This is a genomic window from Pseudomonas sp. AU11447, from assembly GCF_001672555.2.
Taxonomy (GTDB): domain Bacteria; phylum Pseudomonadota; class Gammaproteobacteria; order Pseudomonadales; family Pseudomonadaceae; genus Pseudomonas; species Pseudomonas nitroreducens.
The window spans coordinates 219,302-246,270 of record NZ_LZDG02000024.1 but is presented as its reverse complement, the minus strand read 5'-3'; the positions used below and the strand labels follow the sequence as shown (position 1 = coordinate 246,270).

Annotated in this window: 26 protein-coding genes and 1 pseudogene; 6 read left to right on the top strand and 21 right to left on the bottom strand. The window is 66.2% G+C overall.

The features are described from left to right. Positions 1–15 precede the first annotated feature (15 nt). Positions 16–903, top strand: coding sequence for a class I SAM-dependent methyltransferase (locus A6723_RS06775; RefSeq protein ID WP_054908233.1), 888 nt, complete (start codon positions 16–18; stop codon positions 901–903). On the opposite strand, the gene A6723_RS06770 is transcribed toward A6723_RS06775, so the two are convergent. The 5 genes and pseudogenes from A6723_RS06770 to A6723_RS06750 all read right to left on the bottom strand — a co-directional run bounded on the left by A6723_RS06770 (position 904) and on the right by A6723_RS06750 (position 5,380). Then, a complete protein-coding gene (locus A6723_RS06770) occupies positions 904–2,697 on the bottom strand; it encodes an ABC transporter ATP-binding protein (RefSeq protein WP_054908232.1) in 1,794 nt (597 codons plus the stop codon). It lies immediately after the preceding gene. After that, positions 2,690–3,292, bottom strand: a complete 603-nt coding sequence (locus tag A6723_RS06765; RefSeq protein ID WP_175405529.1) for a DsbA family protein — start codon at positions 3,290–3,292, stop codon at positions 2,690–2,692. The genes A6723_RS06770 and A6723_RS06765 overlap by 8 nt, the downstream gene beginning before the upstream one ends. A 36-nt stretch (positions 3,293–3,328) precedes the next feature. Beyond that, complete coding sequence (locus A6723_RS06760; protein ID WP_054908230.1) at positions 3,329–4,264, bottom strand: rhodanese-related sulfurtransferase; 936 nt, start codon at positions 4,262–4,264, stop codon at positions 3,329–3,331. Positions 4,265–4,441: 177 nt separating this feature from the next. After that, a complete protein-coding gene (locus A6723_RS06755; protein WP_054908229.1) occupies positions 4,442–4,753 on the bottom strand; it encodes a BolA family transcriptional regulator in 312 nt (103 codons plus the stop codon). A 68-nt stretch (positions 4,754–4,821) separates the two neighbouring features. Continuing rightward, a pseudogene (locus A6723_RS06750) lies at positions 4,822–5,380 on the bottom strand (DUF2059 domain-containing protein). A gap of 121 nt (positions 5,381–5,501) precedes the next feature. Here A6723_RS06750 and A6723_RS06745 point away from each other — a divergent pair. The 4 genes from A6723_RS06745 to aqpZ all read left to right on the top strand — a co-directional run bounded on the left by A6723_RS06745 (position 5,502) and on the right by aqpZ (position 9,457). Continuing rightward, positions 5,502–6,515 carry a DUF2804 domain-containing protein gene (locus A6723_RS06745; RefSeq protein WP_054908228.1) on the top strand — a complete coding sequence of 338 codons (1,014 nt, stop codon included), beginning with the start codon at positions 5,502–5,504 and terminating at the stop codon, positions 6,513–6,515. A 106-nt stretch (positions 6,516–6,621) separates the two neighbouring features. Then, entirely contained in the window at positions 6,622–8,016 is a 1,395-nt protein-coding gene (locus A6723_RS06740; RefSeq protein ID WP_024764375.1) for a class II fumarate hydratase, read from the top strand. Beyond that, complete coding sequence (locus tag A6723_RS06735) at positions 8,009–8,632, top strand: NAD(P)H-dependent oxidoreductase (protein WP_054908227.1); 624 nt, start codon at positions 8,009–8,011, stop codon at positions 8,630–8,632. Before A6723_RS06740 ends, A6723_RS06735 begins: the two co-directional genes overlap by 8 nt. Before the next feature lie 144 nt (positions 8,633–8,776). After that, a complete protein-coding gene (gene aqpZ, locus A6723_RS06730) occupies positions 8,777–9,457 on the top strand; it encodes an aquaporin Z (RefSeq protein WP_054908226.1) in 681 nt (226 codons plus the stop codon). Between the two features lie 259 nt (positions 9,458–9,716). Here the strand turns inward: aqpZ and A6723_RS06725 are convergent, their stop codons facing one another. From A6723_RS06725 to A6723_RS06655, 15 genes are all read right to left on the bottom strand, one after another. Then, positions 9,717–12,275 carry a TonB-dependent receptor gene (locus A6723_RS06725; RefSeq protein WP_054908225.1) on the bottom strand — a complete coding sequence of 853 codons (2,559 nt, stop codon included), beginning with the start codon at positions 12,273–12,275 and terminating at the stop codon, positions 9,717–9,719. 424 nt (positions 12,276–12,699) lie between these two features. Beyond that, positions 12,700–13,650, bottom strand: a complete 951-nt coding sequence (locus tag A6723_RS06720; RefSeq protein WP_054908224.1) for a FecR family protein — start codon at positions 13,648–13,650, stop codon at positions 12,700–12,702. Then, positions 13,647–14,168: a sigma-70 family RNA polymerase sigma factor gene (locus tag A6723_RS06715; protein WP_045212275.1), complete on the bottom strand. Its 522-nt coding sequence runs from the start codon at positions 14,166–14,168 to the stop codon at positions 13,647–13,649. The genes A6723_RS06720 and A6723_RS06715 overlap by 4 nt, the downstream gene beginning before the upstream one ends. Positions 14,169–14,354: 186 nt before the next feature. Next, positions 14,355–15,314 (bottom strand): DMT family transporter, encoded by a 960-nt coding sequence (locus A6723_RS06710; RefSeq protein ID WP_045212278.1) that lies wholly within the window; start codon positions 15,312–15,314, stop codon positions 14,355–14,357. 93 nt (positions 15,315–15,407) lie between these two features. After that, complete coding sequence (locus A6723_RS06705; RefSeq protein ID WP_054908223.1) at positions 15,408–15,827, bottom strand: MAPEG family protein; 420 nt, start codon at positions 15,825–15,827, stop codon at positions 15,408–15,410. 261 nt (positions 15,828–16,088) lie between these two features. Further along, positions 16,089–16,304 carry a molybdopterin-binding protein gene (locus A6723_RS06700; protein ID WP_017517652.1) on the bottom strand — a complete coding sequence of 72 codons (216 nt, stop codon included), beginning with the start codon at positions 16,302–16,304 and terminating at the stop codon, positions 16,089–16,091. A gap of 44 nt (positions 16,305–16,348) precedes the next feature. After that, entirely contained in the window at positions 16,349–17,161 is an 813-nt protein-coding gene (gene ssuB / locus A6723_RS06695) for an aliphatic sulfonates ABC transporter ATP-binding protein (RefSeq protein WP_054908222.1), read from the bottom strand. Continuing rightward, positions 17,158–17,946 (bottom strand): aliphatic sulfonate ABC transporter permease SsuC, encoded by a 789-nt coding sequence (ssuC, locus tag A6723_RS06690; protein WP_054908221.1) that lies wholly within the window; start codon positions 17,944–17,946, stop codon positions 17,158–17,160. The genes ssuB and ssuC overlap by 4 nt, the downstream gene beginning before the upstream one ends. Positions 17,947–18,047: 101 nt before the next feature. Continuing rightward, positions 18,048–19,196, bottom strand: coding sequence for an FMNH2-dependent alkanesulfonate monooxygenase (ssuD, locus tag A6723_RS06685; RefSeq protein WP_054908220.1), 1,149 nt, complete (start codon positions 19,194–19,196; stop codon positions 18,048–18,050). 178 nt (positions 19,197–19,374) lie between these two features. Next, positions 19,375–20,340 carry a sulfonate ABC transporter substrate-binding protein gene (locus A6723_RS06680; RefSeq protein ID WP_038803409.1) on the bottom strand — a complete coding sequence of 322 codons (966 nt, stop codon included), beginning with the start codon at positions 20,338–20,340 and terminating at the stop codon, positions 19,375–19,377. A 135-nt stretch (positions 20,341–20,475) separates the two neighbouring features. Continuing rightward, complete coding sequence (ssuE, locus tag A6723_RS06675; RefSeq protein ID WP_054908219.1) at positions 20,476–21,069, bottom strand: NADPH-dependent FMN reductase; 594 nt, start codon at positions 21,067–21,069, stop codon at positions 20,476–20,478. A gap of 223 nt (positions 21,070–21,292) precedes the next feature. After that, complete coding sequence (locus tag A6723_RS06670) at positions 21,293–22,045, bottom strand: ABC transporter ATP-binding protein (protein ID WP_054908218.1); 753 nt, start codon at positions 22,043–22,045, stop codon at positions 21,293–21,295. Continuing rightward, positions 22,045–22,866 (bottom strand): ABC transporter permease, encoded by an 822-nt coding sequence (locus tag A6723_RS06665; protein WP_054908217.1) that lies wholly within the window; start codon positions 22,864–22,866, stop codon positions 22,045–22,047. The genes A6723_RS06670 and A6723_RS06665 overlap by 1 nt, the downstream gene beginning before the upstream one ends. Positions 22,867–22,869: 3 nt before the next feature. Next, positions 22,870–23,886, bottom strand: a complete 1,017-nt coding sequence (locus A6723_RS06660; RefSeq protein WP_139092914.1) for an aliphatic sulfonate ABC transporter substrate-binding protein — start codon at positions 23,884–23,886, stop codon at positions 22,870–22,872. 285 nt (positions 23,887–24,171) lie between these two features. Continuing rightward, the gene (locus A6723_RS06655; protein WP_024764389.1) at positions 24,172–24,810 is read right to left on the bottom strand and encodes a peroxiredoxin; all 639 of its coding nucleotides are present in this window, start codon (positions 24,808–24,810) and stop codon (positions 24,172–24,174) included. Positions 24,811–25,104: 294 nt separating this feature from the next. Between A6723_RS06655 and A6723_RS06650 the strand changes: the two genes are divergently transcribed. Continuing rightward, positions 25,105–25,314: a DUF6316 family protein gene (locus tag A6723_RS06650; protein ID WP_054908216.1), complete on the top strand. Its 210-nt coding sequence runs from the start codon at positions 25,105–25,107 to the stop codon at positions 25,312–25,314. Positions 25,315–25,400: 86 nt separating this feature from the next. Here A6723_RS06650 and A6723_RS06645 read toward each other — a convergent pair whose 3' ends face one another. Next, positions 25,401–26,963 (bottom strand): sigma-54-dependent transcriptional regulator, encoded by a 1,563-nt coding sequence (locus A6723_RS06645; protein WP_054908215.1) that lies wholly within the window; start codon positions 26,961–26,963, stop codon positions 25,401–25,403. Positions 26,964–26,969: the final 6 nt, after the last annotated feature.

The following is a 26,969-nucleotide window of genomic DNA, read 5'->3' as shown; positions in this document are numbered from 1 at the left end:
CCCCAGGTGGATGCAATGGACAATCGCTTTCAGCAGCATCCGGGCTCGCTAAGCGAGGCCATCGAACAACTCGAACAACAGCTGCGCCACCTGCGCGATGGCGAGGCCGACCTGCTGGCGTTCGCCACGGACAGCCCCTCGCCAGCGCAAGCACCGCGCGTCCTGCCGTTCCCCCGGCGGCGCGAACGGCCGATGGGCGAAGGCGCCGGCAATGCCGTACTGATGGATTACCTCTATGGCATCGACAGCACCCTGCACTCGCTGCTGCCCGACGGGCCGACCGAAGAGCTGTTCCGCTACGCCAGCTCCGCCCCCGCCACCCGCGCGCTGCGCTCGCGCCGCCAATTGCTGGCGCGGGAGATCGACCGCTGCTGCGACCAGCTCAGTGGCCAGGCCCGCATCCTCTGCGTGGGTTGCGGGCACCTGCGCGAGGTCGAGCTGGCGCGCTCGCTGCGCCATGGCCACTTCCGCGAATTCGTCGCCCTCGACGCCCAGGCACTGTCGCTGCAGACGGTGGAGGCCAGCTACGCCGCGCTCGGCGTACTGACGCAGCAATGCACCCTGGATGAGCTGTTCTACGGCCGCCAGGAGCTTTGCCATTTCGACCTGATCTACTCCCCCGGCCTCTACGAGGTGCTCGACGACCACGACGCTCGCGACCTGACCCGCAACCTGTTCGCCCGCCTGCTGCCCGGCGGGCGCCTGCTGATGGGCAACTTCCTGCCCGGCGTGCCCGACATCGCCTACCTCGAAGGGCTGCTGGACTGGCGCCCGCACTACCGCACCGATGCGTCGCTGCTCGACCTGCTGCTGGGCATTCCCTACAACGACATCGGCAGCGCGCGGGTCTTCCACGACCTGGGCAACTGCGTGGCCTTCCTCGAGGTCACGCGCTACGGCTGATCAGCCCTGCTGCAGGTGGCCGTAAAGGCGAGCGTAAAGCCCGCCTTCGGCGATCAGCTGCTGGTGATCGCCATCCTCGGCGATGCGCCCGCCATCGAACACCAGCACGCGGTCGGCCTGTTTCACCGCGGACAGGCGGTGGGCGATGATCAGCGTGGTGCGGCCTTCGAGGAAGCGCTCCAGAGCCTGGTGCAGGGCATATTCGGTGGCGGCATCCAGCGCCGAGGTCGCCTCGTCGAGGATCACCACCTTCGGCTCGGCGAGCACCATGCGGGCAATCGCCAGGCGCTGCCGCTGGCCGCCGGAGAGGCGCACGCCGGAGCGCCCGACCACGCTGTCCAACCCCTGTGGCAAGGCACGGATGGTGTCCGCCAGCTGCGCCACTTCCAGCGCACGCCAGCACGCCTCGTCGTCACGCTCGCGGCCCATGGTCAGGTTGGCGCGCACCGTGTCGTTGAACAGCGCCGGATGCTGCAGGACCACGGCGACATGCTCGCGCACGCAGTCCAGGCCAATCTCCTCCAGTGCCGCGCCGCCATAGCGGATGGTCCCGGACTGCGGCTGGTAGAGGCCCAGCAACAACTGCACCAGGGTGCTCTTGCCGCCGCCGCTGGCGCCGACGATGGCAACCTTTTCGCCGGGGGCGATATCCAGGTCGAGACCGTCCAGCACCAGCTCATCGCGGTAGGCAAAGCTCAGGTCGCGCACCTGGATGCCGACGCTGCTCTGCCCGGCGAACGGATCGCGGCGATGTTCGTAATGCGGCTCATCGGCACGGGCCAGCAGCTCGTTGATCCGCGCCAGCGCACCGCCGGCGGCGTAATACGCGTATTGCAGGCTGAGCAGTTGCTCGACCGGGCCGATCATGAACCAGAGGTAGCTGAACACTGCCAGCATCTGGCCGATGGACAGGTCGGAGAACAGTACGGTGACCATCGCCGCGGCGCGGAACAGGTCGATGCCGAACTGGAACAGCAGGCCGCTGGCACGCCCGGCGGCATCGCTCTTCCATTGCGAGGCGACGGCATAGTCACGCACCTCGCGGGCGCGCACGCCGAGGCGGCCAAGGAAGAAGCCCTGGCGATTGCCGGCGCGTACTTCCTGGATGGCTTCAAGGGTTTCGGTCAGTGCCTGGGTGAAGCGCGAGGTGCTGTCGTTTTCCAGCTTCTTCAGGTGCTTCACGCGCTTGCCCAGCTGCACCGTGGCGAAGATCACCAGCGGATTGAACAGCAGGATCAGCAGCGCCAGCTTCCAGTGCATCCAGATCAGGATGCCAGCGGTGCCGCAGAGGGTCAGCAGCGCCACCAGGAAGCGGCTCAGGGTGTCGCCGACGAACTTGTCGAGGGTGTCCAGGTCGGTCACCAGGTGCGTACTGACCGAGCCGCCGCCCAAGGTTTCGTACTCGCCCAGGGCGATGCGCTTGAGCCGTTCGATCAACCTCAGGCGGATGCGATAGACCACGTCCTTGGACAGCCGTGCGAACAACCGGGCCTGCAGCACGTTGAATACCAGCGCACAGCTGCGCAGCACCAGGGTCACCAGCAGCATCAGGCCGATGTAGCCGGCGGGCTTGTGCCAGCCGGCGGGCAGCCAGTGGTTCATCACCTGCAGGGCGGCGTCGCCCTTGCCCAGCAGAACTTCGTCCACCAGCAGCGGCAGCAGCAGCGGGATCGGCACGCTGCAGGCGGTGGCCAGCACGGCGACCAGGTTGGCGAGAAGCAGGGCCTTGCGATGACGGAAAGCGAGCCGGCGAATCTCCGCCCAGCTCAGGCGGTCAGCGGACAGCTCAGGCATGCCGCCCACGCTCCAGCCAGCGCTCCAGCAACGGCGCGAGTTCGCCCAGCGGCTGGTAGCCGTTGGTCAGCAGGGCCAGTTGGCCATCGCGCTCGGCCAGCAGCGTGGGGAAACCGGCGATGCCCAGGTCGCGGGCCCAGGAGAAGTCCGCCAGGGTCGCCAGGTGGTTGTCCTGGCTGTCGAAGGCTTCGGCGAACTCGATGCGCGGCAGGCCGACCTGTTCGGCCAGCTCGGTGAGCACGCTGGCCTGGGTGACGTCGCGGCCTTCGGCGTAGAAGGCCCGCTGGATTTCGCCGACCAGCGCCCAGGCGCAGTCTTCGTCCAGGCGCCGCGCAGTGACCACGGCGCGGCAGGCCGGCTCGGTATCGTAGACGAAGCCGTCGGGCAAGGCGTCCTCGAAGCGGAACGGCTGGCCGGTGGCGTCATGCACCGCGTGCCAGTGTTCGAGGATGTAGCGCTTGGTGGTCGGTTCCAGCGCCGCGCCCTGCCCCGTGCGCAGCCCGCCCATGACCAGCGCCAGCGGCACTCCCGCGGCGCGCGCCTGCTCCACCAGCTTCCCGGCCACCGGGGCGAAACCCCAGCACCAGGAGCACATCGGGTCCATCACGTAGAGCAGGCGGCTGGTCATGGATCAGTTCTCCGCGCGGGGATCACGGCCAATGGGGTGCGGCTGGTTGCGCTGGCGCGCCAGTTCGATCTGCTTCTGCCGCTCGCGGGCACTGGCGCGCGTCTTCTCCGAGAGCGAGTCCCAGCAGTGCGGGCAACTGATGCCGGGGGCGTAGTGTTCGGAGGCGCGGTCCTCGACCGAGATCGGGTTGCGGCAGGCATGGCACTGATCGTAATCGCCCTCGGAAAGGTCATGGCGCACGGTCACGCGGTTGTCGAACACGAAGCAGTCGCCGCGCCAGAGAGTGTCGGCTTCGGGCACTTCCTCCAGGTACTTGAGGATGCCGCCCTTGAGGTGGAAGACCTCTTCGAAGCCTTCGCTGAGCATGTAGCTCGAAGCCTTCTCGCAGCGGATGCCGCCGGTGCAGAACATGGCGACCTTCTTGTGTTTCGCCGGGTCGTAATGCTCGCGGATGTACTCGGGGAATTCGCGGAACGACTTGGTCTTGGGATCGATGGCGCCTTCGAAGGTGCCGATGGCCACTTCGTAATCGTTGCGGGTGTCGATCAGCAGCACTTCCGGATCGGAAATCAGCGCGTTCCAGTCCTTGGGCTCGACATAGGTACCGACCTTGGCGTTCGGGTCCACGCCCGGTACGCCGAGGGTGACGATTTCCTTCTTCAGCTTGACCTTGGTGCGGTAGAAGGGCTGCTCGTCGCAGTAGGACTCCTTGTGGTCCACATCAGCCAGGCGCGGATCGTTGCGCAGCCAGGCGAGCAGGCCGTCGATGCCGGCGCGAGTGCCGGACACTGTGCCGTTGATGCCCTCTTCGGCGAGCAGCAGGGTGCCCTTCACGCCGTTGTCCAGCAGGGCCTGCAGCAGGGGTTCGCGCAGGTCGACGTAGTCGGGCAGGGAGACGAACTTGTACAACGCCGCGACGACGATTCTTTCGGTGGTCATGCATCACTCCAGTGGTCACCCGCGTAAAGGGCGGACCGGGTTTCTTCGGAACAGAACGTTTGGAAACAAAAGCTGATCGACAGCCGAATCAGAGGCTGAAAATGACAGCGCCGGCAGAAGCCGGCGCTGGGAGTCGCATTCTACCGGAGCGGGACGCAGCCCGCATCCGGCAGCCGATCAATGCGGAAGATCGTGCTTGCTGCCGCCCCTGCAGGTCGGCGAATCCGGCGCTTGTCCCTGCTGCGCCCACTCCTCGGGGGTGTAGGTGTGCAGGGCCAGGGCATGGAACTGGCCCATCAGCTCGCCGAGCGTGGCATAGACCTTCTGGTGCCGCTTCACCGCGTTCAGCCCGGTGAACGCCGGGCTGACGATCACCGCCTTGTAGTGCGTTTCCTGCCCGCGGCTGTGCATGTGGCTCTCATCGAGCACCTCGAGGTGTTGCGGTTCGAGGGTGTCCAGGGCGGATTGAATACGGTCACGCATGCTCATGGCGGTTCTCTTTCAGGTACGGGCTTTCAGGTGCGGGCTTTCGGTTACTGGCTTTCAGTTACTGGAGATCAAGGCTTCTTGGCCGGAGCGGCCGGGGCTTTCACGCCCAGTTCCTTGTCCATGTCGGCCATCAGCTTGTTCACCGGCTCTACTGCGGTCTGCAGCTTGGCCTGGGTCAGCTGGGCGGATTCGGCGGTCAGGCGCGGCATCTTCTCCAGCACCTTGCGGCCCAGAGGCGAGGCATAGAAGTCGTTCAGCTGCTTGAGCTCGGATTCGCTGAAGTTGCTGGTGTAGAGCTTGACCAGTTCGGGCTTGAGCTTGTCCCAACCCACGGCACGGTCCAGCTCGGCGTTGGCCTTGGCCTGGTAGCGGTCGAGCACGGCCTTCTTGCTGTCCGGCGCCTTGGCCTGGGCGAAGCGCTGGGCGAGCATCTGCTGGACTTGCGCGTAGACCGGCACGGTCAGCTTGTCGGCGTGCACCTGCTTGAGGAATTTCTCCGCCTCGGCGTTGGCATCAGCCAGTGCCACGGAACTGAAGCCAACCAGAAGTGCTGCGGTGCAGAGGGAACGAAGAACGGTCATGGGGCAGTCCTGTGAGTCTGAAGGGTGTCCGTGTGGGACCCGCCATTCTGCGCCTAAGTTCGGAATGCGCTCAAGTGAGTGCCAATTGAGCGGGAAGTGACCGGCTTCTCTTGTAGGACAGTTCATGAAACGGCATGCTGCGGCGCGTTGCCACATGGATGTGACCGATGAACACCCTCAGCCTCCCGCCGACTTCCGTCGCCGCACCGCCCCTGTGCGATGCGCGCGGCCGCCTGAACAGCGCGGCCGTGGGCTGGTCGTCGCGGCCACAGACGCTCTGCCAGCTCTCCGGCAACGCCGGCCGGCGCAAGCGCTGGAACCACTGGTGCATCAACGCACCGGGCTGGATGCTCTCGATCACCATCGCCGACCTCGATTACCTGGGCTACGGCGCCGTGTACTTCCTCGACCTGGAAACCGGCCAGTCGGTGCACCGCACCCAGTTCAGCCCGTTCGGCCTGGGCTGCCACCTGCCGGACATGCCGAACCAGAGCCACCGCTTCGCGCATGGCCAGCTCAGCCTGGGCTTCGACGAGCAGCCTGGCCAGTTGCGCATCACCGCCTGCGCGCCGAACCTGGGGGGCCAGCCGCTGAACCTGTCCCTGGAGGTACAGCGCCCGGCGCACCTGGAGTCGGTCAACCTGGTGGTGCCGATGAGCGGCAAGTGCTTCCACGCCTGCAGCCGGCAGATGGGCCTGCCGATCAGCGGCAGCCTCAGCCTCGGCCACAAGACCTACCGCTGCAGCGAGGGCCAGAGCTTCGCCGCGCTGGATTTCGGCCGGGGCGTCTGGCCCTTCCATACCCGCTGGACCCGCGCCGCCTTCGCCGCGCCCGGCGGCATCGCCGGCAACTTCGGCGCCGGCTGGACGGAAAACAGCCACCTGAGCGAGAACGCCTTGTGGTTCGGCGGCGAACTGCAGGCGCTGGCCGGCCCTGTGGATATCCGCCAGGTACCCCACGACCCGCTGTCGCCGTGGCAATTGCGAGATGCCGACGAGCGTGTCGACCTCACCTTCACCCCGCGCAAGCTGCATCGCGCCAGCCCGCGCCTGGGCCCGCTGTTCGCCGAGACCAGCCAGTGGTTCGGCCGCTTCGACGGCTCCCTGCGCGAAGCCGGCGGCGAACTGGTGCCGGTCAACGGCGCGCTCGGCTGGATCGGTGCCACTCACGCCCGCTGGTAACCCGGCGCGTCGTTGAAACCGCTCTATCACGGCCATTGAGCCAGAGTGGAACCCGGAAGCCCCGTGGCGGCCTAAACTGGCCGAGACCCTTTTCCGGAGAAGCACCATGAGCCGCACCGAAACCGACAGCCTCGGCCCCATCGAAGTCCCCGAAGACGCCTACTGGGGCGCCCAGACCCAACGCTCGCTGGAGAACTTCGCCATCGGCGGACAGCGGATGCCCTTGGCCGTGGTGCACGCCCTGGCCCTGATCAAGAAGGCCGCTGCACGGGTGAACGCGCAGCTCGGCGAGCTGCCGGAGAACATCACCAGCCTGATCGAGGAAGCCGCCGACGAAGTGCTGGCGGGCGAGCACGACGACCAGTTTCCCCTCGTCGTCTGGCAGACCGGCAGCGGCACCCAGAGCAACATGAACGTCAACGAGGTCATCGCCGGGCGCGCCAACGAGATCGCCGGCAACGGCCGCGGCGGCAAGAAGCCGGTGCACCCCAATGACCACGTGAACCGCGCGCAAAGCTCCAACGACAGCTTCCCCACCGCCATGCACATCGCCGCCGCCCAGGCGGTGCAGAACGACCTGCTGCCGGCCATCGCCGAACTCAGCGGCGGCCTCGCCCAGCAGGCCGCACGCCACGCCAACCTGGTGAAAACCGGGCGCACCCACCTGATGGACGCAACACCCGTCACCTTCGGCCAGGAACTTTCCGCCTTCGTCGCCCAACTCGACTATGCCGAGCGCGCCCTCCGCGCGGCGCTGCCGGCCGTCTACGAGTTGGCCCAGGGCGGCACCGCCGTCGGCACCGGGCTGAACGCGCCGAAGGAGTTCGCCGAGGCCATCGCCGCCGAACTGGCCGACCTTTCCGGCCTGCCTTTCGTTTCCGCACCGAACAAGTTCGCCGCCCTCGCCGGCCACGAACCGCTGGTGACCCTCGCCGGCGCGATGAAGACCCTGGCCGTGGCCCTGATGAAGATCGCCAACGACCTGCGCCTGCTCGGCTCCGGCCCCCGCGCAGGCTTCGCCGAGGTGAAGCTGCCGGCCAACGAACCGGGCTCCTCGATCATGCCCGGCAAGGTCAACCCGACCCAGTGCGAGGCCCTGTCGATGCTCGCCTGCCAGGTCTTCGGCAACGATGCCGCGATCACCTTCGCCGCCAGCCAGGGCCACCTGCAGCTCAACGTCTACAAGCCGGTGATCATCCACAACCTGCTGGAGTCCGCACGCCTGCTGGCCGACGGCTGCCGCAACTTCAACACCCACTGCATCGCCGGCATGGAACCGGACGCCGCGAAGATGCGCGAGCACCTCGACCGCGGCCTGATGCTGGTGACTGCGCTCAACCCGCACATCGGCTACGACAAGGCCGCCGAGATCGCCAAGAAGGCCTATGCCGAAGGCAAGACGTTGCGCGCCGCCGCACTGGAGCTGGGCTACCTGAGCGACGCCGAGTTCGACCAGTGGGTGCGCCCGGAAACCATGCTGGAGGCCGGGCAGAATGGTTGAAGCCGTCAAGCATGGCGCCACGCCCCTTGAAGGCGACGGCAAGCGCGTACTGCTGGTGCTGGGTTCGCCCAAGCCCGGCGGTTTCTGCCATGCGCTCGCTGAGGCCTACGCCCACGGCGCCCGCACCAAGGGCCATGTGGTGCACATGCTGAAGCTGGGCGAGCTGAACTTCGACCCGGTACTGCGCGGCGGCTATGAACTGGGCCAATCCCTCGAACCGGACGTGCTCGAAGCGCAGCGGCAAATTCACTGGGCGCAGCACATCGCCTTCGTCTACCCGGTCTGGTGGGGCGGCCTGCCGGCGCTGCTGCAGGGCTTCTTCGACCGCGTGCTGCAACCCGGCTTCGCCTTCCGCTACCGCTCGGTGGAGTCCCGCGAGTTCGAACCCTTGCTGGGCGGGCGCAGCGCCGACCTGCTGGTCAGCCACGACCAGACCCACTGGCACTACCGCCTGCGCCAGGGCGCACCGGCCCATCGGCAGATGACCCGCTGCATCCTCGCGCCCTGCGGCATCGCCCTCCACCACCTGGAAGAGTTCAGCCCGGTGCGCGGCTCGGGCGAGGAACAACGCCAGGGCTGGCTGCGGCGGGCGGAGCAGTTGGCCACGCAGATCTGAATATAAGGAGGGCACCTGCCCTCCCCATCAAATTCATCAGGCTTTTCCTGGCCGCAAACGGAAGGTACCTACACCCCGTCCGTCAGCCGCTTCCCTAGCATGCGCTCGCCCCAATTCGGGGTTCCACTTGCCTTTGGAGGCAGCATGCTTCGCAAACTTTCCGCCGAAATGATCGGCACCTTCTGGCTGGTGTTCGGTGGTTGCGGCAGCGCCATCTTCGCCGCCCACGCCATTGGCGTCCTGGGTGTCGCCCTGGCTTTCGGCCTGACGGTCGTGACCATGGCCTACGCCATCGGCCCGATCTCCGGTTGCCACCTCAACCCTGCGGTCAGCCTCGGCCTGTGGGCCGGCGGCCGCTTCCGCACCGCTGAGCTGGTCCCGTACATCGTCGCCCAGGTAGTTGGCGGCATCCTCGCTGGTGCGGCGCTGTACTTCATCGCCAGCGGCAAACCGGGCTTCGACGCGCTGGCGGGCTTTGCCGCCAACGGCTTCGGCGAAGGCTCGCCGAGCGGCTACAGCATGATCTCCGCGCTGGTGACCGAAGTGCTGCTGACGGCGTTCTTCCTGTTCGTGATCATGGGCGCCACCGACAGCAAGCTGGCCCCGGCGGGCTTTGCGCCGATCGCCATCGGCCTGACGCTGACGCTGATCCACCTGATCAGCATCCCGATCGACAACACTTCGGTGAACCCGGCGCGCAGCCTGGGCGTGGCGATCTTCGCCGACCCGCTGTTCATGAAGCAGCTGTGGCTGTTCTGGGTCGGCCCGCTGGTGGGCGGCGTGATTGGTGCGCTGGTCTACCGCGTGGTGCGTCCGGCTGCCTGAGCCTGATACCTGCAATAGCAAACGGGCGCCTTCGGGCGCCCGTTTTCGTTGGCACTTGGCGCAGGCCTTTTGGTAGGGCGCATAACGCCAACGGCGTTATCCGCGGTGAGCACCATCGGCGGATAAAGCGTCCCGCTTTATGCGCCCTACGGGCACGCCGGACCGTAGGAGCGAGCTGGCTCGCGAACCCGCCCTGCTCCGCTGCTGCCGGGAAATTCGTTCGCGAGCAAGCTCGCTCCTACAGTCGACAGGGAGTCTCTCAGAAGTACTGGGTAAGGCTGAACTTGGCGTTGCGGCCCTGGCTGTAGACGCTGTCGCCGGCCAGCGCCGGGTGATAGTCGCGGTTGAACAGGTTGTCGACGGTGAAGTTCAGCTCGGTATTCTCGAAGCCCAGGCGGCGCGGCTTCCAGCTGGCGAAGACGCGCTGGGTGTCATAGCTGTCGTTGACCGTCTGGTCCCAGAAGATGTCGCCGACGCTGGTGCCCATGCCGCCCTTGTACTTGTCGCTGGGCAGGCGATCGGTCTGGCGGACGAACTCGCCCTGCCAGCCGATCTGCGCATCCCACGCCGGAATCTTGGTGCCCAGGGTGGCGACCCACTTGGCCGGCGGCACGTCACGCGCCCACACGTTCGGCCCCCAGGGGTTGCTGTAGGCGCCATCGTGCTTGCCGGTCACCCACGAGTACGACAGCCCGCCAAACAGCCAGGGGCTGTCGTAGAAGCTCTCGATCTCGAAGCCCTTGTAGGTCACGCCCGGCAGGTTGCGGTAGTTGGAGAGCGGCAGGTAGTCGCCGCAGCTGCCGGAGATGGTGCCGTTGTCGATGGCCTGCTGCGCGCAGCCGACGCTGCGGGTGCGGAAGATCTCGTCCTTGATCTTGTTCTGGAACAGCGTGGTGCGCACCTGCAGGTTGTCGCCGTTGATGAACAGGTCCGGCAGGTTGACCAGCGAGCCGAAGCGCAGCGCATGAATGCGCTCGGGATCGAGGTCGCGGCTGGTGGCGCTGACCGTGCTGCTGTTCTGCACCTCGTACATCTCGTCGATCACCGGCGCGCGCCAGGTGCGGCTGTAGTCGGCGAAGAAGCCCAGGCGTTCGGTGGCCGTCCAGAACAGCGAGAGGCGCGGCGACCAGCCGCTGTAGGTCTGCGAGCTGTAGTCGTGGCCTTGCGCGGCGTTGTTGTAGATCGGCGCGTCGTTGTCCTTGCCCTGGTTGCGCACATGGTCGAAGCGCAGCGACGGGGTGATGGTCACGCTGCCCAGGGTGAGCGCGTCCTGGATGTAGGCGCTGTTGGTGTTCTGCTTGCCGCTGGGCATGAAGGTCGGCTGGAAGTGCCCGTAGTTGTAGCGCGCGGTGTTGTAGGTGGAGCCGGGGATATACATGTCGGTGGTGCGGGTGTGCCGGTGGAACTCGGTACCCACGGTGAATGCATGCTGTACCGGGCCGGTGGCGAACAGGCTGGTGTTGCGCAGCTCCAGCACCTTGTCCTTGTAGTCGGTATCCATCTTGCGGCCACCGGTGGAGACCTGGAAGAAGGCGTCCGGATTACGCTCGTCGGTCTGGTCGATGTGCGACTCGGAGTACTGCACCATCAGGTCGATCAGCGGGTTATCGATCGGGTGGTATTCGTACTTGCCGGACCAGGTGGTGTCGGTGGTGTCGCGGTGCGCCAGCAGGCGCTTGAGCGCCGCTTCGTAGCCGTAGCGATCAATGCTCGACTGGGTCGGTGGCGTCGGGTAGGAGGCCGAGGAGAACGGCGTCCAGCGGGTGCTGTGGGAGCGGCTGTAGGCCAGGCTGATGTCGTTGTCGAGGTTGGGGTGCAGGTTCAACTTGAACAGCCCGGCGTCCAGGTCCTGGGCGCTGTTGGGCAGGCGGCTGGGGTTGATCGGGTAGTTGTTGTTCGGGTCGGGAATGTGCCCGGCGAGCTTGATGTCGCGACCATCGCGGGCGGTAACGTAGGCCAGCGCATCGACCTTGCGGTCCTCGGTGCGGCCATAGACGGCGCCGCTGTAGATCTTCTGCTGGTCGTTGGAGTGGTAGCCGTACTTGAGCATGGCGCCGACGTTCTGATCGTCGCGCAGCAGGTCCGGCGCGTCCTTGGTTTCCATGTGCACGGTGCCGCCGAAGCCGCCGTTGCCGTTATAGACCGAGTGCGGGCCCTTCTCCACTTCGATGCGCTTGATCAGCTCCGGCTCGATGAACACGGTGCCCTGCTGGTAGCGCTCAAAGCCGCTCTTGGGCGCGCCGTCGAGGGTGAAGGGCACGTCCTCGGCATCGCCCAGGCCCCAGATGTTAACGGTCTGCCCGCCCGGCTTGGGCGAGCCGCCCATGGTCACACCCGGCAGGGTCTGCAGCAGGGTGGGAATGTTGTCGGCCTGGATGCGCTCGATGTCCTTGCGGGTCAGGGTCGAACGGCCGACGTTGCTGGAATCCACCGACAGGCCGCTGCCGACGATGGTCTGCGAATCCAGCTCGATGGCGTTGTCGCTGAACTTGTCGACCTTGCCGGAGCGCCGCACGACAAAGCCGTCGCCCGCCTCCACCAGTTCCAGCGATGAGCCCCTGAGCAGGTGCTCCAGGGCTTCGCGCATGCTGTAGCGGCCGGCTACCGCGGGCGCCTTGAGGCCTTCCAGCTGGGAGGCGTCATAGAGCACCTGCACGCCGGCCTGTTGCGACAGGCTGCCGATGGAGTCGCTCAGCGCCTGCGCCGGCAGGTCGATCTGCCAATCGGCAGCGCGGCTGTACTCGGCCATCATCAGGCTGCCAAGCAGCACGGCACAGCCCAGCGGGCGCGCGAACGGGAAATTGAAACGAGACTGCATGCAAGGCCCTCCCCAGGGACGAAAAGCGCTGCGCGTTTCGCAGCGAATGACGGGGAAGACCCTCATTCGAGAAAAACCCACACCTGCAAATAAAAATATTTCTCAAGAAAGATTTGCGGCACGTGTGATCCGGTTGGGTAGGAGCAACCGTCTTCATTCGACTATATCGGTGCCCGTCCCTTCCCTCACCCCAGCCCTCTCCCGGAGGGAGAGGGAGCATTCCGAGCCGACTGACGCGAAGGTTTCACCCGGCACCGAACGGTCCCCTCTCCCTCTGGGAGAGGGTTAGGGTGAGGGCCGGCCCCAGCGCGGACTCAAATCGTTAGGGCCCCTGCAGGAGCGAGCTTGCTCGCGAACCGGCCCAGGTCCGGTGCTTCCGGGAAATACGTTCGCGAGCAAGCTCGCTCCTACAAGAGAGGGGCGATCAGCGCGGCAGGATCACGGCGCTGCCATCGGCCTTGCGCTGCACGCGCACGTCGAGCAGTACCGGCAGGGCCGCGAGGAAGTCGTCCGGGCGGGCCAGGCGCACGTTGCCGGAGATGGGCCTCTGCGCCAGGCGCTCATCGCCCAGGCGGATGGGCGCAGCGCGGTACTGCGACAGCTCGTCCACCAGCGCCCCCAGGGGCTGATTGCGGAAGGCGAGCATGCCGTCGCGCCACGCAGCGATGGAGGCGACAGGCACGCGGTCGATCTGCGCCGCCCCTGCCCCAGCGGCAAGCTGGGCGCGATCACCCGCGGTCAGGGTCTGCTCGTCCCACGCATCGAGTTTTGCCTGCAAGGCCACCTTGCCGTGGCGTACAGCGACAGTCAGTCCAGCGTCTTCCCGGTGTACATCGAACCCGGTACCGAGGACGCGCACACGGCTGTCACCGGAGGTCACCCGGAAGGGCCGGCCAACATCGTGGGTGACTTCGAAATAGGCCTCGCCGCGCAGCAATTGCACATCGCGGAACGCATCCGAGAAGTCCACACGCAACGACGAATCCCCCGCGAGGAAAACCCGCGTGCCGTCGGCCAACGTCACCTCGCGCTGCTCACCCGCAGCGGTGGTCTGCACCTGTTGCGGATCGGCCAGGCGGCCGCCACTGAAGTCGTTTGCCAGCAGCAACGCCGCGCAGAACACACTGGCAGCCGCGAGCCCGCGCCAGGGCAATGCCGGGCGACGGCCAGGCACGATGGCCGGTCGGCGGATGTGGTCGAGATCGCTCCACAACTGCTCGATCTCACGGTAGGCGGACTCATGCGCAGGGTCTTCCGCCAGCCAGTCGGCGAAGGCCTGGCGCTCGCGGGCATCCCAGGCGCCTGCGCGCTGGCGGCTGAACCACTTGGCGGCGAGTTCGTCGATCACCTGCTGGCGTTCTTCCTGCGGCGTCATGCTTCGCCCTCTCCCTGAACCTGACGCTTGCAATGCAGCAGCGCGCTGGCAACGTGCTTCTCCACCATGCTCAATGAAATCCCCATGCGCCTGGCCACCTCCGGCTGCGAAAGGCCATCGAACTTGTGCAGGATGAAGGCCTCGCGGCGCCGTGGCGGGAGGCTGTCGAGCGCCTTCGAAAGCTGGCGAAGATAACGTTGTCGCTCGAACTGCACCACGGGTTCGCCTCCTTCGGCGGCCGGTTGCTGGTCACTGTCGAGGGCCTCTTCCGGCTCGCTGGAGAAGCGCCGGGAGCGCTGCCAGTGATCGCGCAGCAGGTTGCGCGCAACCTGGAAGAGAAATGCACGCGGCTGTTCCACTTCATGCCGCGAGGAGGACTTGAGCCACTGGGCGAAGGCATCCTGGGCGAGGTCGGCGGCGTCCGCCGAACTGCCCAGCTGCTTGCGCAGGAAGCGCAGGAGTTCGCCGTGGAAGGAGCGATAGGCCTGGGACACTGAACGGGAGAAACGCTCATCCATCGACCCACGCCTCCCGGCGTCGCCGCCCTGCCCCGCTGTTGCCCGCTACCACGTCGCCCCCGAACCGAGGCGCTGGGCCTCGACAACCATCGAATTGCACAAATGATAATACATATCATTTGCGAAAATGAAGCCGAACACGAGCGCTGGATAGCAGAAGGCCGCCTCGCGGCGGCCTTCTGGGATTCAGAGGTTGGCGATGCGCGCCCTTCGCGCCCGGTAACTGCGCAACAGTGAAGGCGCCAGCGCGGTCAGCGCGGAGCCGCTCACGACCAGCAGCGCGCCGACATAGGCCAGCCCGTTGAGGTCTTCGGGCAGCACGAACTCGGGCCACAGCGAGGCAGCCAGCGCCACCGACGCGAAGGTCACCAGTGGGGTGATCGCCAGGGTAGCGCTGACCCGCGAGGCCTCCCAGTGCGCCAGCGCTTCGGCGAAGGCGCCGTAGGCCACCAGGGTGTTCAGGCAGCAGGCCAGCAGCAGCCAGCCCTGCAACGGCGAGAGGTCCAGCGCCTCCAGCGGATGCGCCCAGGGCGTGAGCAACGCGCCGCAGCCCAGGTAGATCACCATCATTACCTGCACCGAGGTCCACTGGGTCAGCAGTTGCTTCTGCGCCAGGCCGTAGAAGGTCCAGATGAAAGCGGCGAAGACCACGATCAGCACGCCGGTGGTGTACTCGCCCAGCGAGCTGAACAGTTCCGCCAGGCGCTGGTTGAAGAACAGCCCGAAACCGAAGATCAGCACGGCGAGCCCCAGCGCCTGGCCGATGCTGAAGCTCTCCTTGAAGACGAACAGGCTGCCCAGCAGGAGCAGGATCGGCGCGATCTGGATCACCAGTTGCGTGGTGCCCGGCGTGAGCATGCGCAGGCCGATCAGGTAGCACACGTAGTTGCCGGTCAGGCCGAGAATGGCCAGCAGCACCAATCCCTTGCCGCGCGCGCCAAGTGGCGAGAAGCGCGGCAGCTGGCGGGTGAAGGCCAGGTAGATCAGCAGCAGACCACCGGACACCACCAGGCGAAACCAGGTGACGGTGATCGGGTCCATGACCTTCAGGACCTCCTTGAGCTTGATCGGCAGGATGCCCCAGAGAACGGCGGTGACCAGGGCCAGGAACAGGCCGAATTGCCAGCGGCCGGATGAAACGTGCATGGAAGCCTCGACGCGTGTGCGGTCCACCATGCTAAGTCATGGCGGTATCGCCCCATAGGAACAGTTGCGTTGCGCAACTGTTCCGGTCGCCGCTCAGATCAGGGTGGAAAGGCGCAGCAGCCACCAGATCAGGATGATCAGCTGGACGAAGAACGCGGCGAAACGGATCCACACCGCCAGTGCCGAGATGCTGACCAGGTGCACGACGGATTGGACGATCCGCGCCACCAGCAGGGTCGGCGCCAAAGGGTCGGTGATCAGCACCTGGTCGGTGACCATCGCATAGAGCAGCACCGCGCAGAACAGCGGCACGTTCTCCACGCAGTTGGCGTGGGCACGCACCAGGCGCTGGCCGAAAGTGCCGGGGGTGTTGCTGCCGTCGGCGGCGAAGACGTTGACCTTCATGCGGCCGCTCATCACCAGCAGGCCACGCTGGTTGACCAGCAGCAGAACCAGCAGCACGGTCCAGGCGACCAGGCCGAGCAACGCGAAGGCAGAGGGACTCAGGGACATGCGGGACTCCTTTCTCTTGTTGGTTTGAGCGGGAGTCTAAGGGAAGTAGAGTAATTGCTCTAGCCGTTTGCCGCTGGCGCAAAGCCTGGCTATTCGTAGGATGGGTGGAGCTTGCGATACCCATCGGGCCGCGCGCCGACAGCATGGGTATCGCTGCGCTCCACCCATCCTACAAAATCGCCCGGCGCGTCCCGGAAGCCGTCGCGCAAAAGAAAACGGGCAGCCCGTTTCCGGACTGCCCGTTGTATTCCAGCGCCGCATTCAGAGCTTGGCGATGGACACCTCGGTGGATTTCACGAAGGCGATCACTTCGCTGCCGATGGCCAGTTCCAGCTCTTTCACGGAACGGGTGGTGATCACCGAGGTGACGATGCCGGCAGCGGTCTGCACGTCGATTTCCGACAGTACATCGCCTTCGACGATTTCCTTGATGGTGCCTTTGAACTGGTTGCGGACGTTGATGGCTTTGATGGTCATGGCGTTTCTCCTTGGGGAATGGCGTTACACGTGTGAACGTTGGATCAGAGTGCCCAACGCAATTGCGTGGGCAGTGGGGATACGGGTTCCGGCTCGGGCGGCTGTGCCGGCAGCGACAGCACGCGTTCGAGCACCTCGGCTTCCAGCGCGGCCAGGCGTGCCGAACCACGGGCGCGCGGGCGGTGCAGTTCGACATTGAGGTCCAGGCCGATCTCGCCGTCCTCGATGAGGATCACCCGGTCGGCGATGGCCACGGCCTCGGCGACGTCGTGGGTGACCAGCAGCACGGTAAAACCATGCTGCTGCCAGAGGCCCTCGATCAGCTGCTGCATCTCGATGCGGGTCAGCGCATCCAGTGCACCCAGCGGCTCGTCGAGCAGCAGCAGGCGCGGCTGGTGGATCAGGGCGCGGGCCAGGGCCACGCGCTGCTTCTGGCCACCGGACAGGCTGGCCGGCCACTCGTTGGCGCGGTCGGACAGGCCCACGGCTTCCAGCGCTTCCAGCGCCTTGCCGCGCCAGTCGCCCTTCAGGCCGAGGCCGACATTGTCGATCACCCGCTTCCAGGGCAGCAGGCGCGAGTCCTGGAACATCAGGCGGGTTTCTTCGCGGGCGCTTTCCAGCGGCGCGGAGCCGGCCAGCAGTTGCCCATCGCTGGCTTCATCCAGCCCGGCCAGCAGGCGCAGCAGGGTGCTCTTGCCGCAACCGCTGCGGCCGACGATGGCGACGAACTGGCCGGCGGGAATCCGCAGGTCGATGCCCTTGAGCACTTCACGCTCACCGAAGCGCTTGCGCACGTTTTCCAGCGCCAGCGGAATGCCTTTCTTGAGTTGTTGCGGCAACTGATTCACTGCGTTCATGCCGCACCTCCCTTCACCTGATAAGCCGGGTGCCAGCGCAGCCACACGCGTTCCAGACCACGGGCGGCGAGGTCCGCCAGCTTGCCGAGCACGGCATAGAGCAGGATCGCCAGGACCACTACGTCGGTCTGCAGGAACTCGCGGGCGTTCATCGCCAGGTAGCCGATGCCGGAGTTGGCGGAAATGGTCTCGGCGACGATCAGGGTCAGCCACATGAAGCCGAGGGCGAAGCGCACACCGACCAGGATCGAGGGCAGCGCGCCGGGCAGGATCACCTGGCGGAACAGCGCGAAGCCGGACAGCCCGTAGCTGCGCGACATTTCCAGCAGGCCCGGGTCGATGTTGCGGATGCCGTGGTAGGTGTTGAGGTAGATCGGGAACAGCGTGCCGAGGGCGACCAGGAAGATCTTCGCCGACTCGTCGATGCCGAACCACAGGATCACCAGCGGGATCAGCGCCAGGTGCGGCACGTTGCGGATCATCTGGACCGAGCTGTCGAGGAAGCGCTCGCCCCATTTCGACAGGCCGGTGATCAGCCCCAGCACCAGGCCGATGCTGCCGCCGATGACGAAGCCGACGGCAGCGCGCCAGGTGCTGATCGCCAGGTGTTGCCACAGCTCGCCACTGACCACCAGGTGGTAGCCGGCCTCGGCCACCGCGCTGGGTGCCGGCAGGATGCGGCTGGACAGCCAGCCGAATTCCACCGCCAGTTGCCAGATCACCACCAGGCCCACCGGCAGGGCCCAGGGCGCGAGGCGCTGGGCAAGATTGTTGGAAACGCTCATCTCTTCTCTCCGGATTCTTCGGTCGCTACGTAGGGCGCATAACGCGCCAGCGTTATCCGCCACGGCGGATGAAGCGTTCCGCTTCATTCGCCCTACGGGTGTCAGCTCGCCGATGCCGCCTTAGGCAGGATGTCGTTGGCGACCATCTCGCCGAACGGGCTGACGTAGCCGCGCTCCTGCGGTTGCTGCGGGCGGGCGAGGTCCAGGTGCGGGAAGAGCAATTCGGCGACCCGGTACGACTCTTCCAGGTGCGGGTAACCGGAGAAGATGAAGGTGTCGATCCCCAGGTCCGCGTATTCCTTCACGCGCGCCGCCACGGTCGGGCCATCGCCCACCAGTGCGGTGCCGGCGCCACCGCGGACCAGGCCGACGCCGGCCCAGAGGTTGGGGCTGACCTCCAGCTTGTCCTTGTTGCCGCCGTGCAGGGCGGCCATGCGTTGTTGGCCGACGGAATCGAAGCGCGCCAGGGACGCCTGGGCACGGTCGATGGTGTCCTGGTCCAGGTGGGAGATCAGGCGGTCGGCGGCCTGCCAGGCTTCGTCGTTGGTCTCGCGGACGATCACGTGCAGGCGGATGCCGAAGCGAACGCTGCGGCCTTGCTTGGCGGCCTTCTCGCGGACCTGGGCGATCTTCTCGGCGACGGCGGCCGGCGGCTCGCCCCAGGTCAGGTACAGCTCGACCTGCTCGGCAGCGAGGTCCTGCGCGGCGTCGGAGGAACCGCCGAAGTACAGCGGCGGACGCGGTTGCTGGATCGGCGGGTAGAGCAGCTTGGCGCCCTTCACTTGCAGGTGCTTGCCGTCGTAGTCGACGGTCTCGCCTTCCAGCACTCGGCGCCAGATGCGGGTGAATTCGACCGAGGCTTCGTAGCGCTCGGCGTGGCTCAGGTGCAGGCCGTCGCCGGCCAGTTCGTCCGGGTCACCGCCGGTCACCAGGTTGAACAGCGCGCGCCCACCGGAGAGCCGGTCGAGGGTTGCGGCCTGGCGGGCGGCCACGGTCGGGGAAATGATGCCCGGACGCAGGGCGACCAGGAACTTCAGGCGCTGGGTCACCGGGATCAACGAGGCGGCAACCAGCCAGGAGTCCTCGCAGGAGCGGCCGGTGGGGATCAGCACGCCACCGAAACCGAGGCGGTCGGCGGCCTGGGCGACCTGTTGCAGATAACCGTGGTCCACGGCACGGGCGCCTTCGGCGGTGCCCAGGTAGTGGCCGTCGCCGTGGGTCGGCAGGAACCAGAAGATGTTGAGACTCATCGCTGTAACTCCAGATAAGCGCGCCGGCGTGGCGTAGCCGCGCGATGAAGGGGTAGGTGTACGTGTTGCTGCTGTTCTTCGTAGGAGCGAGCTTGCTCGCGAACAGACTCCCGGCAGCTCTGGAGCTGGGCGGGTTCGCGAGCAAGGACTAGGCGTCCCCCTCGCTCCTACAAGCGGATCATTGGGCGGTGGCGACCTTGGCCGGAGCCGTCCACACCACGTCCTTGATGCTCAGCTTCTTGGGGATCAGCTTCAGATCGGTGAAGGTGTCGGCGATCTTCTGCTGCGCGGCAGTAACGTCCGGGGTGATCGGCTGGGCGCCGTAGCCCTGGCGTTTCACCGCAGTGAAGGTGATGTCCGCCGGCAGGCCGAGCAGCGGCGCGACCTGGTCGGTCACCTGCTGCGGGTTCTGCTGCGACCACTCGCCCACCGAACGCACTTCGTCGATCAGGGTGGTGATCACCTGCGGGTGCTGGTTCGCATACGGGCGGGTGGCGAGGTAGAACTGATGGTTATCCACAAGGCCGGTGCCATCCACCAGGGTGCGGGCGGAGAGCTGTTTCTCGGCGGCGGCCTGGTACGGGTCCCAGATCACCCAGGCATCGACGCTGCCACGCTCGAAGGCGGCGCGGGCGTCGGCCGGCGGCAGGTAGACGGGCTGGATATCGGTGTATTTCAGGCCGGCCTTTTCCAGGGCGCGCACCAGCAGGTAGTGCACGTTGGAGCCTTTGTTCAGGGCGACTTTCTTGCCCTTCAGCTCGGCGACGGATTTGATCGGCGAATCCTTGGGCAGCAGGATCGCTTCGCTGGTCGGCGCCGGCGGTTCGTGGGCCACGTAGACCAGATCGGCGCCAGCGGCCTGGGCGAACACCGGCGGTGTTTCGCCGGTGACGCCGAAGTCGATGCTGCCGACGTTCAGGCCTTCGAGCAGCTGCGGGCCGCCGGGGAATTCGGTCCATTGCACCTTGACGCCCTGCTCGGCCAGGCGCTTCTCCAGCGTGCCACGGGCCTTGAGCAGCACCAGGGTGCCGTATTTCTGATAGCCGATACGCAGGGTGCCGGGCTGTTCGTCCGCCTGGACGTTGTAGGACAGGGCCGCGATCAGCAGGGCCGCCAGTCCACTACGCAAAGTGAGAGTCCGCATGGGAGTGATCCTTCGTCGAGTGTGATTGCCGGACCTGCGGTCCCGTTGACGGGACGGTGAGGGCCTTTTCTTGTTGGTGACGCAGTTGCCGCCTGCCGGGTTGGGGCTTGGCGCGCTCCTGCGTGGGGTTGTCTGTCAGATGCTCCAGCGGGCGTTGATCAGCCGTTCGTTGAGCAGGTTCGGGTCGATGGGTTTCGGCCGGCGCGCGAGGGCGCCATGGAACTGTTCCAGGGATTCCAGCAGTCGGTGTTCGAGGGTCGATTCCAGGCGCGCCGGGGTATTGCCCTCGGGGTATTGCACCTGGCTCTCTTCGGCGAACACGCCATGCAGGGTTTCCTGTGCCTTCAGCGCAGCGAGGACCGGCTTGAGCGCGTAGTCCACCGCCAGCATGTGGGCGTTGCTGCCGCCAGTAGCCAGGGGCAGCACCACCTTGTGCGCCAGCGCCCGCTCCGGCAGCAGGTCGAGAATGACCTTCAGCGCACCGGCGATGGATGCCTTGTACACCGGGGTGGAGATCACCAGGCCGTCGGCGCGCAGGACCTGCTCGATCAGCTCGACCACCCGTGGGCTGTCGAAGCGTGCATACAGCAGGTCTTCCGCCGGAAAATCGTGCACGGAGTAGGAGCGCACCTCGGCGCCGTGGGCGTGCAGCCAGTTCCGTGCGACGTCCAGGAGGACGCCGGAGCGGGAACGCTGGCTGGGGCTGCCGGCTAGGGTGACTACATACATCTGCACGTTTCCTTATAACGATCAGGACGATACAAATGCCGTCCTGCTAACCAATGTGCATAGACCTTAACAGCCCCTCACATATTCCAATAAATGTTATTTATTCATTTAGTTATGCGTTTTTGTTTTAAATGAAGGAGCGAGCTTGCTCGCGAACGCTTTCCGGGCAGCTCCGGCATCAAGCGGTTCGCGAGCAAGCTCGCTCCTACAGAACAGTGACGAGTCAGATGACGTGAGACTGGTGCAGCTCGGTCAGCGCTTCGCCACGCAGGAAGGCCAGTTCCACGGCGCGACGATCCCGCGGGCGCGGCAGCGGTACTGGGAATTCGCGGCGCAGGCGGCTGGGCGTGCCGCCCAGCAGCAGGACGCGGTCGCTGAGGTAGAAGGCTTCGTCGAGGTCGTGGGTGACCAGCAGGATGCTGATGTCGTACTCCAGCGCCAATTGCTGGATCAGGTCCTGCAGGCGGATGCGGGTGAAGGCGTCCACCGCGCTGAAGGGTTCGTCCAGCAGCAACACCTGCGGGCGGCCATAGAGGCCACGGGCGATGGCCGCGCGCTGGGCCATGCCGCCGGAGAGTTGTTTGGGCAGCAGGTCGCCCTTGCCTTCCAGGCCCACGTCGCGCAGCAGGTGGGCGATACGGTTGTCGTCGGCCAGCCAGCCGTCGGCGAAACCGATGTTCTGCGCCACGGTGAGCCAGGGCAGCAGGCGCGGCTCCTGGAACACCACGCCGACGCCACCGCCGCCACGACCGCTGTCGCCGTCCGGGCCGAAGCCCAGCAGCGGGTTGCGCTCCAGCGAGCCGGCGAACTCGTCGTCCAGCCCGGCGGCGATGCGCAGCAGGGTACTTTTTCCACAGCCGCTGGGGCCGAGCAGGCTGACCACTTCGCCCGGCGCCAGGCTCAGGCTGACGTCGTCCAGCACCCGCACGCCGGAGAAGCTCTTGCGGATATCACGCAGTTCCAGCAAGGCGCTCATCAGCTCTCTCCATTGCCCAGGAAGGTATCGCGCCAGGCCAGCGCACGCTGTTCCAGCGCCTTGAGCAGGCTGTCGCTGAGCTTGCCGAGCACCGCCAGCACCAGGATGGCGGCGATGACGATGTCCGGCCGCGAGGTTTCCCGGCCGTCGCTGAGCAGATAGCCCAGGCCACGAGTGGCGGCGATCAGCTCGGCAGCAACGAGGAACATCCAGCTCAGGCTCAGCGCGCCGCGCAAGCCGGTGAACAGGCTCGGCAGCGCCGCCGGCAGCAGAATCCGCCGCACCAGGGCAAACGGCGACAGGTGATACAAGCGGCCCAGTTCGACCCACTTGCGGTCGACGTTACGCACACCGGCTACCAGCGAGAGATACACGGGGAAGAAAGCGCCGAGGGCGATCAGCACGATTTTCGGCGTCTCGTCGATGCCCAGCCAGAGCAGCAGGAGCGGCACCCAGGCGAGGCTGGGAATGGCCCGCAGCGCCTGGAAAGTCGGTTCGAGATAAGCCTCGGCACGCTGGCTGAGGCCGACCCAGGTGCCGATCAGGATGGCCAAGGCCGCGCCGATGGAGAAGCCGGCAGCCACCCGCGCGAGGCTGGCCGCCATGTGTTTCCACAGCTCGCCCTGGGCCAGTTGCCAGAGCGTCAGCGCGACACTGCTGGGCGCGGGCATCTGGTGCTCGGGCAGCCAACCGATGCGTACCACCAGCTCCAGCACCGCGCACAGCATCAGCGGCAACAGCCAGGCACGCCAGCTCAGTCGCGACCAGCGCAGCCTTGGCAGGCGGCGCTGGCGAGCGAGGCGCAGGCTCTGGGTTGGCATGGATTACTGCTCCGCCCTGGCGACAGCGCCAGCCTTGCCGATCACCTCGCCGGCCAGTTGCGGGGCAATCAGCTGATCCACCACGGCGGTGACATCAGTACCCGGACGAACCAGTTGCTCATCGACCAAGATCGGCGCGGCGGCTTTCAACGCGGCGACCTGCTCGGCACCCGGCAACGGCTTGCTGAAATCGGTGCGCGAGAGCTGCAGCCTGGCCACTTCCAGCGGCAGCTTGGCCTCCTCGGCGAGCAGTTTCGCGGTTTCCTCCGGATGCGCTATCGCCCATTGGCGCGCCTCTTCGTAGGCGGCGATGACCTGCTTGATCAGCTCCGGCTGCTCCTGCTCGAATTTCTCGGTGACGCTGAGCACGCCGTAGCTGTTGAAGTCGACGTTGCGGTACAGCAGCCGCGAGCCGGCCTGCAGTTCGCTGGCGGCCATGTGCGGATCAAGACCGGCCCAGGCGTCCACCCTGCCCTGCTCCAGCGCGGCGCGGCCGTCCGGGTGCTGCAGGTGGACGATCTCCACGTCGTTCTTGTCCAACCCGGCCTTTTGCAGGCTGCGCAGGAGGAACAGATAGGGATCGGTGCCCTTGGTGGCGGCGATCTTCTTGCCCTTGAGGTCAGCGACGGACTTGAGCGGCGAATCCTTGGGCACCACCAGCGCGGTCCACTCCGGCCGGCTGGCGATGTAGACGGTCTTCAGCGGTGCGCCGTTGGCGCGGCTGAGTACGGCGGCCAGCCCCGCGGTGGAGGCGAAGTCGGTACTGCCGGCGTTGAGGTATTCCAGGGAACGATTGCTGCCCTGGCTGAACACCCAGCGCACTTCGGTGCCCTGCGGCTTGAGGGACTTCTCCAGCCAGCCGAAGTGCTTGAGCACCAGGCTGGTGGGCGCGTAGTAGGCGTAGTCCAGGCGCACCTCCTTCGGTGCGTCGGCGGCTTGGGCGGGGCTGTTGTAGGCGCCGATCGGCAGGCTCGCGAGAAGAGCGACGGCCAAGCTGCGGCGCCAGGTGGAATGACCCATGGTCGTTCTCCTTGGCGTGGGCTGGTGTCTTCTTCCCGTCTGGCGGGCAAGTCAGATCGTTGAGGTGGAGCGAATAAAAAAGCGCGGCGTGGTCCGCGCATGAAGGATAAAAAAGGGGCCGGCGAACCGGCCCGACTTCCGCTCGAGGTTGAAACTTCGGCCTTCGAAGCGCGCGAGCTAGAGCCAGGCAACGCGCCAACGGCAGTGGGAGCGGAGTGTGCTACAGCACATGAGCACCCCGCTGCCGCTGACAACGCAGGCTGGCCGACGCGCAGCTGCTTCGAATCACTTGTTCGGCTGGGGCGTCAGGCGCAGGTAAGGTTTGATCGCACGGTAGCCCTTGGGGAAACGCTGCTTGATCTCTTCCTCGTCCTTGAGCGAGGGCACGATCACCACGTCGTCGCCGTCCTGCCAGTTGCCGGGCGTGGCGACCTTGTGGTTGTCGGTGAGCTGCAGCGAGTCGATGACACGCAGGATCTCGTTGAAGTTGCGCCCGGTGCTCGCCGGGTAGGTGATGGTCAGGCGCACCTTCTTGTTCGGGTCGATGACGAACAGCGAACGCACGGTGAGGGTGTCATTGGCGTTCGGGTGGATCAGGTCGTACAGCTCGGAGACCTTGCGGTCGGCGTCGGCGATGATCGGGAAGTTGACCACGGTGTTCTGGGTCTCGTTGATGTCGTCGATCCACTTCACGTGGGAGTCCACCGGGTCGACGGACAGGGCGATCACCTTGACGCCCTTGGCGGCGAACTGGTCCTTGAGCTTGGCGGTCAGGCCCAGCTCGGTGGTGCACACCGGGGTGAAGTCGGCCGGGTGGGAGAACAGAATGCCCCAGCTGTTGCCCAGCCATTCATGGAAACGGATGCGGCCTTCGCTGGATTCCTGTTCGAAGTCGGGGGCGATGTCGCCGAGTCGCAAGCTCATGGGTCTCTCCTTGTTCGTGTTGGTAGCCACTATGCACAAGGTCTTTACGCATTAAAAAGAATATATTTTGATTTTCTTATAACCAAAATTAAACACTCGTATCGACCCTGCCCTGGCGCCCTGGGCGCGCTGGACACTGAGCATAGCCAAGGCTGCGGGAAGCTCTGCCCGCCAAGTGTTTCACCGCTGAGACGAAACCCAACCGTTCGTCGCCATCCCTCTGCAGCCCCTGTACGGCGGGGCTTTGCGGCATACACTCGAATCAATTAATCCTTTTGTACGGGAGGTCAGCGTATGTTGGGGCAACGTGTCGACGACAGTCAGGCGGCCACCCATTACCGCAGCGATCGGATCAGCGCGGTCAATGGCCAGTACTTCTTCTCCACCCGCGAAGGGACTCTCGAAGGGCCCTACTTCACCCGCTTCGATGCCGAACGCGAGGTGGCGCAATACATCACCCGCATGCGCCAGGCGGCAGGGCTGATGGCGCGCGTGGCGCAGTGACGGCGAGCTGACTGAATACGAGTGCATAACCCCGGCCCGGTGCCGGGGTTTTGTTTTTCCGGCTGCGTTCAATCCCCGCGAGTCGCTCAGGACTCCTCGCTTTGCCCCAAGCCATGCAGGCGCAGCTTGTTGGCGATGGTGGTGTGCGACACCCCCAGGCGCTTGCCCAGCTGCCGGCTGCTCGGGTGCTCGCGGTAGAGCCGCTCCAGCACCGCTCTCTCGAACCGGCCGACGATGGCGTCCAATCCGCCTTCCAGGGAGAAGTCGCCCAGCGGATGCGGCGCGCCGTAGTCCGGCAGGCGGATGTGTTCGGGGCGAATGGTGCCGCCTTCGCACAGCGAGACCGCCTGGAACAGCGCATTTTCCAGCTGCCGCACGTTGCCCGGCCAGTGGTAGCGGCCGAGGCGGTCCAGCGCCTGGGGCGACAGCTTGGGCAGCGCGCAGCCGATCTGCCGGCTGGCCTGGTCGAGGAAGTGCTCCACCAGCGGTTCCAGGCCGTCCAGGCATTCGCGCAGCGGCGGGATGTGCAGCGACAGCACGTTGAGGCGGTGGTAGAGGTCCTGGCGGAACTCACCCTTGGTGCACAGCTCGGACAGGTCCACCTGGGTCGCGCAGATCACCCGCACATCCAGGTACACCTCCTCGTCGCTGCCCACGCGGCGGAAGCAACCGTCCTGCAGGAAGCGCAGCAGCTTGGCCTGCAGGCGCGGGCTCATCTCGCCGACGCCATCGAGGAACAGGGTGCCGCCCGCGGTGAGTTCCAGCAGGCCGAGCTTGCCTTCCGGGCGCGCGCCCTCGAAGGCGCCCGGGCCGTAGCCGAACAGCTCGGTCTCGGCCATGGATTCGGGCAGGCCGGCGCAGTTCAGCGCCATGAACGGCGACTGCCCGCGCGGGCTGGCCAGGTGGCAGGCGCGAGCCAGCAGTTCCTTGCCGGTGCCGGTCTCGCCCTCGATCAGCAGCGGCGCATCCAGCGGCGCCATGCGGCGCGCCTCGCGCACCACGGCGGCCATCACCCGCGAGCTCTGGAAGATGCTGTCAAAGCCGCGCAACTCCAGGCGCCGCACGTTGTAGATGCGCTCGCCGACGCGGTCGGCGCGGTGCAACGTCAGCACGGCGCCGGCCAGCGCCTCGCTCTCGTCGTGTTCGGATTGCAGCGGCGCGATGTCCGCGAGGAACACATCGCCCTTCACCTTCACCCGCAGGCCGTTGATGCGTGCCTTGTTCGCCCGCACCAACTCCGGCAGGTCGAGATCCTCGACGTAGCGCGACAGCGGAATGCCCGGCACTTCGTCGACCCGCGAGCCCAGCAACTGCGCGGCGGCCCGATTGGCCGCGACGATCTGCCCGGCCATGTCGATGGACAGCACCGGGAACTCCAGCGCCGCCAGCAATGCGTTCAACTCCAGGTGGCGCCGTTCGCTGGGCATCAGGCCGACACGCTTGACGCCGAACACGCCGGGCACCGCTTCGAGCTTGGGCTTGAGCGACTGGAACTGCAGGTTGATGAGGTTCGGGCAGAGCAGGTAGATGGCGTTGCCCTGCTCGCCGCCGACTTCGCCGCGGTTGACGTTGATGCCGTAGTCGACCAGCAGGTTGAGGATGTCGCGCAGGATGCCGACGCGGTTCTGACAGTGCACTTTGATGCGCATGGCGGG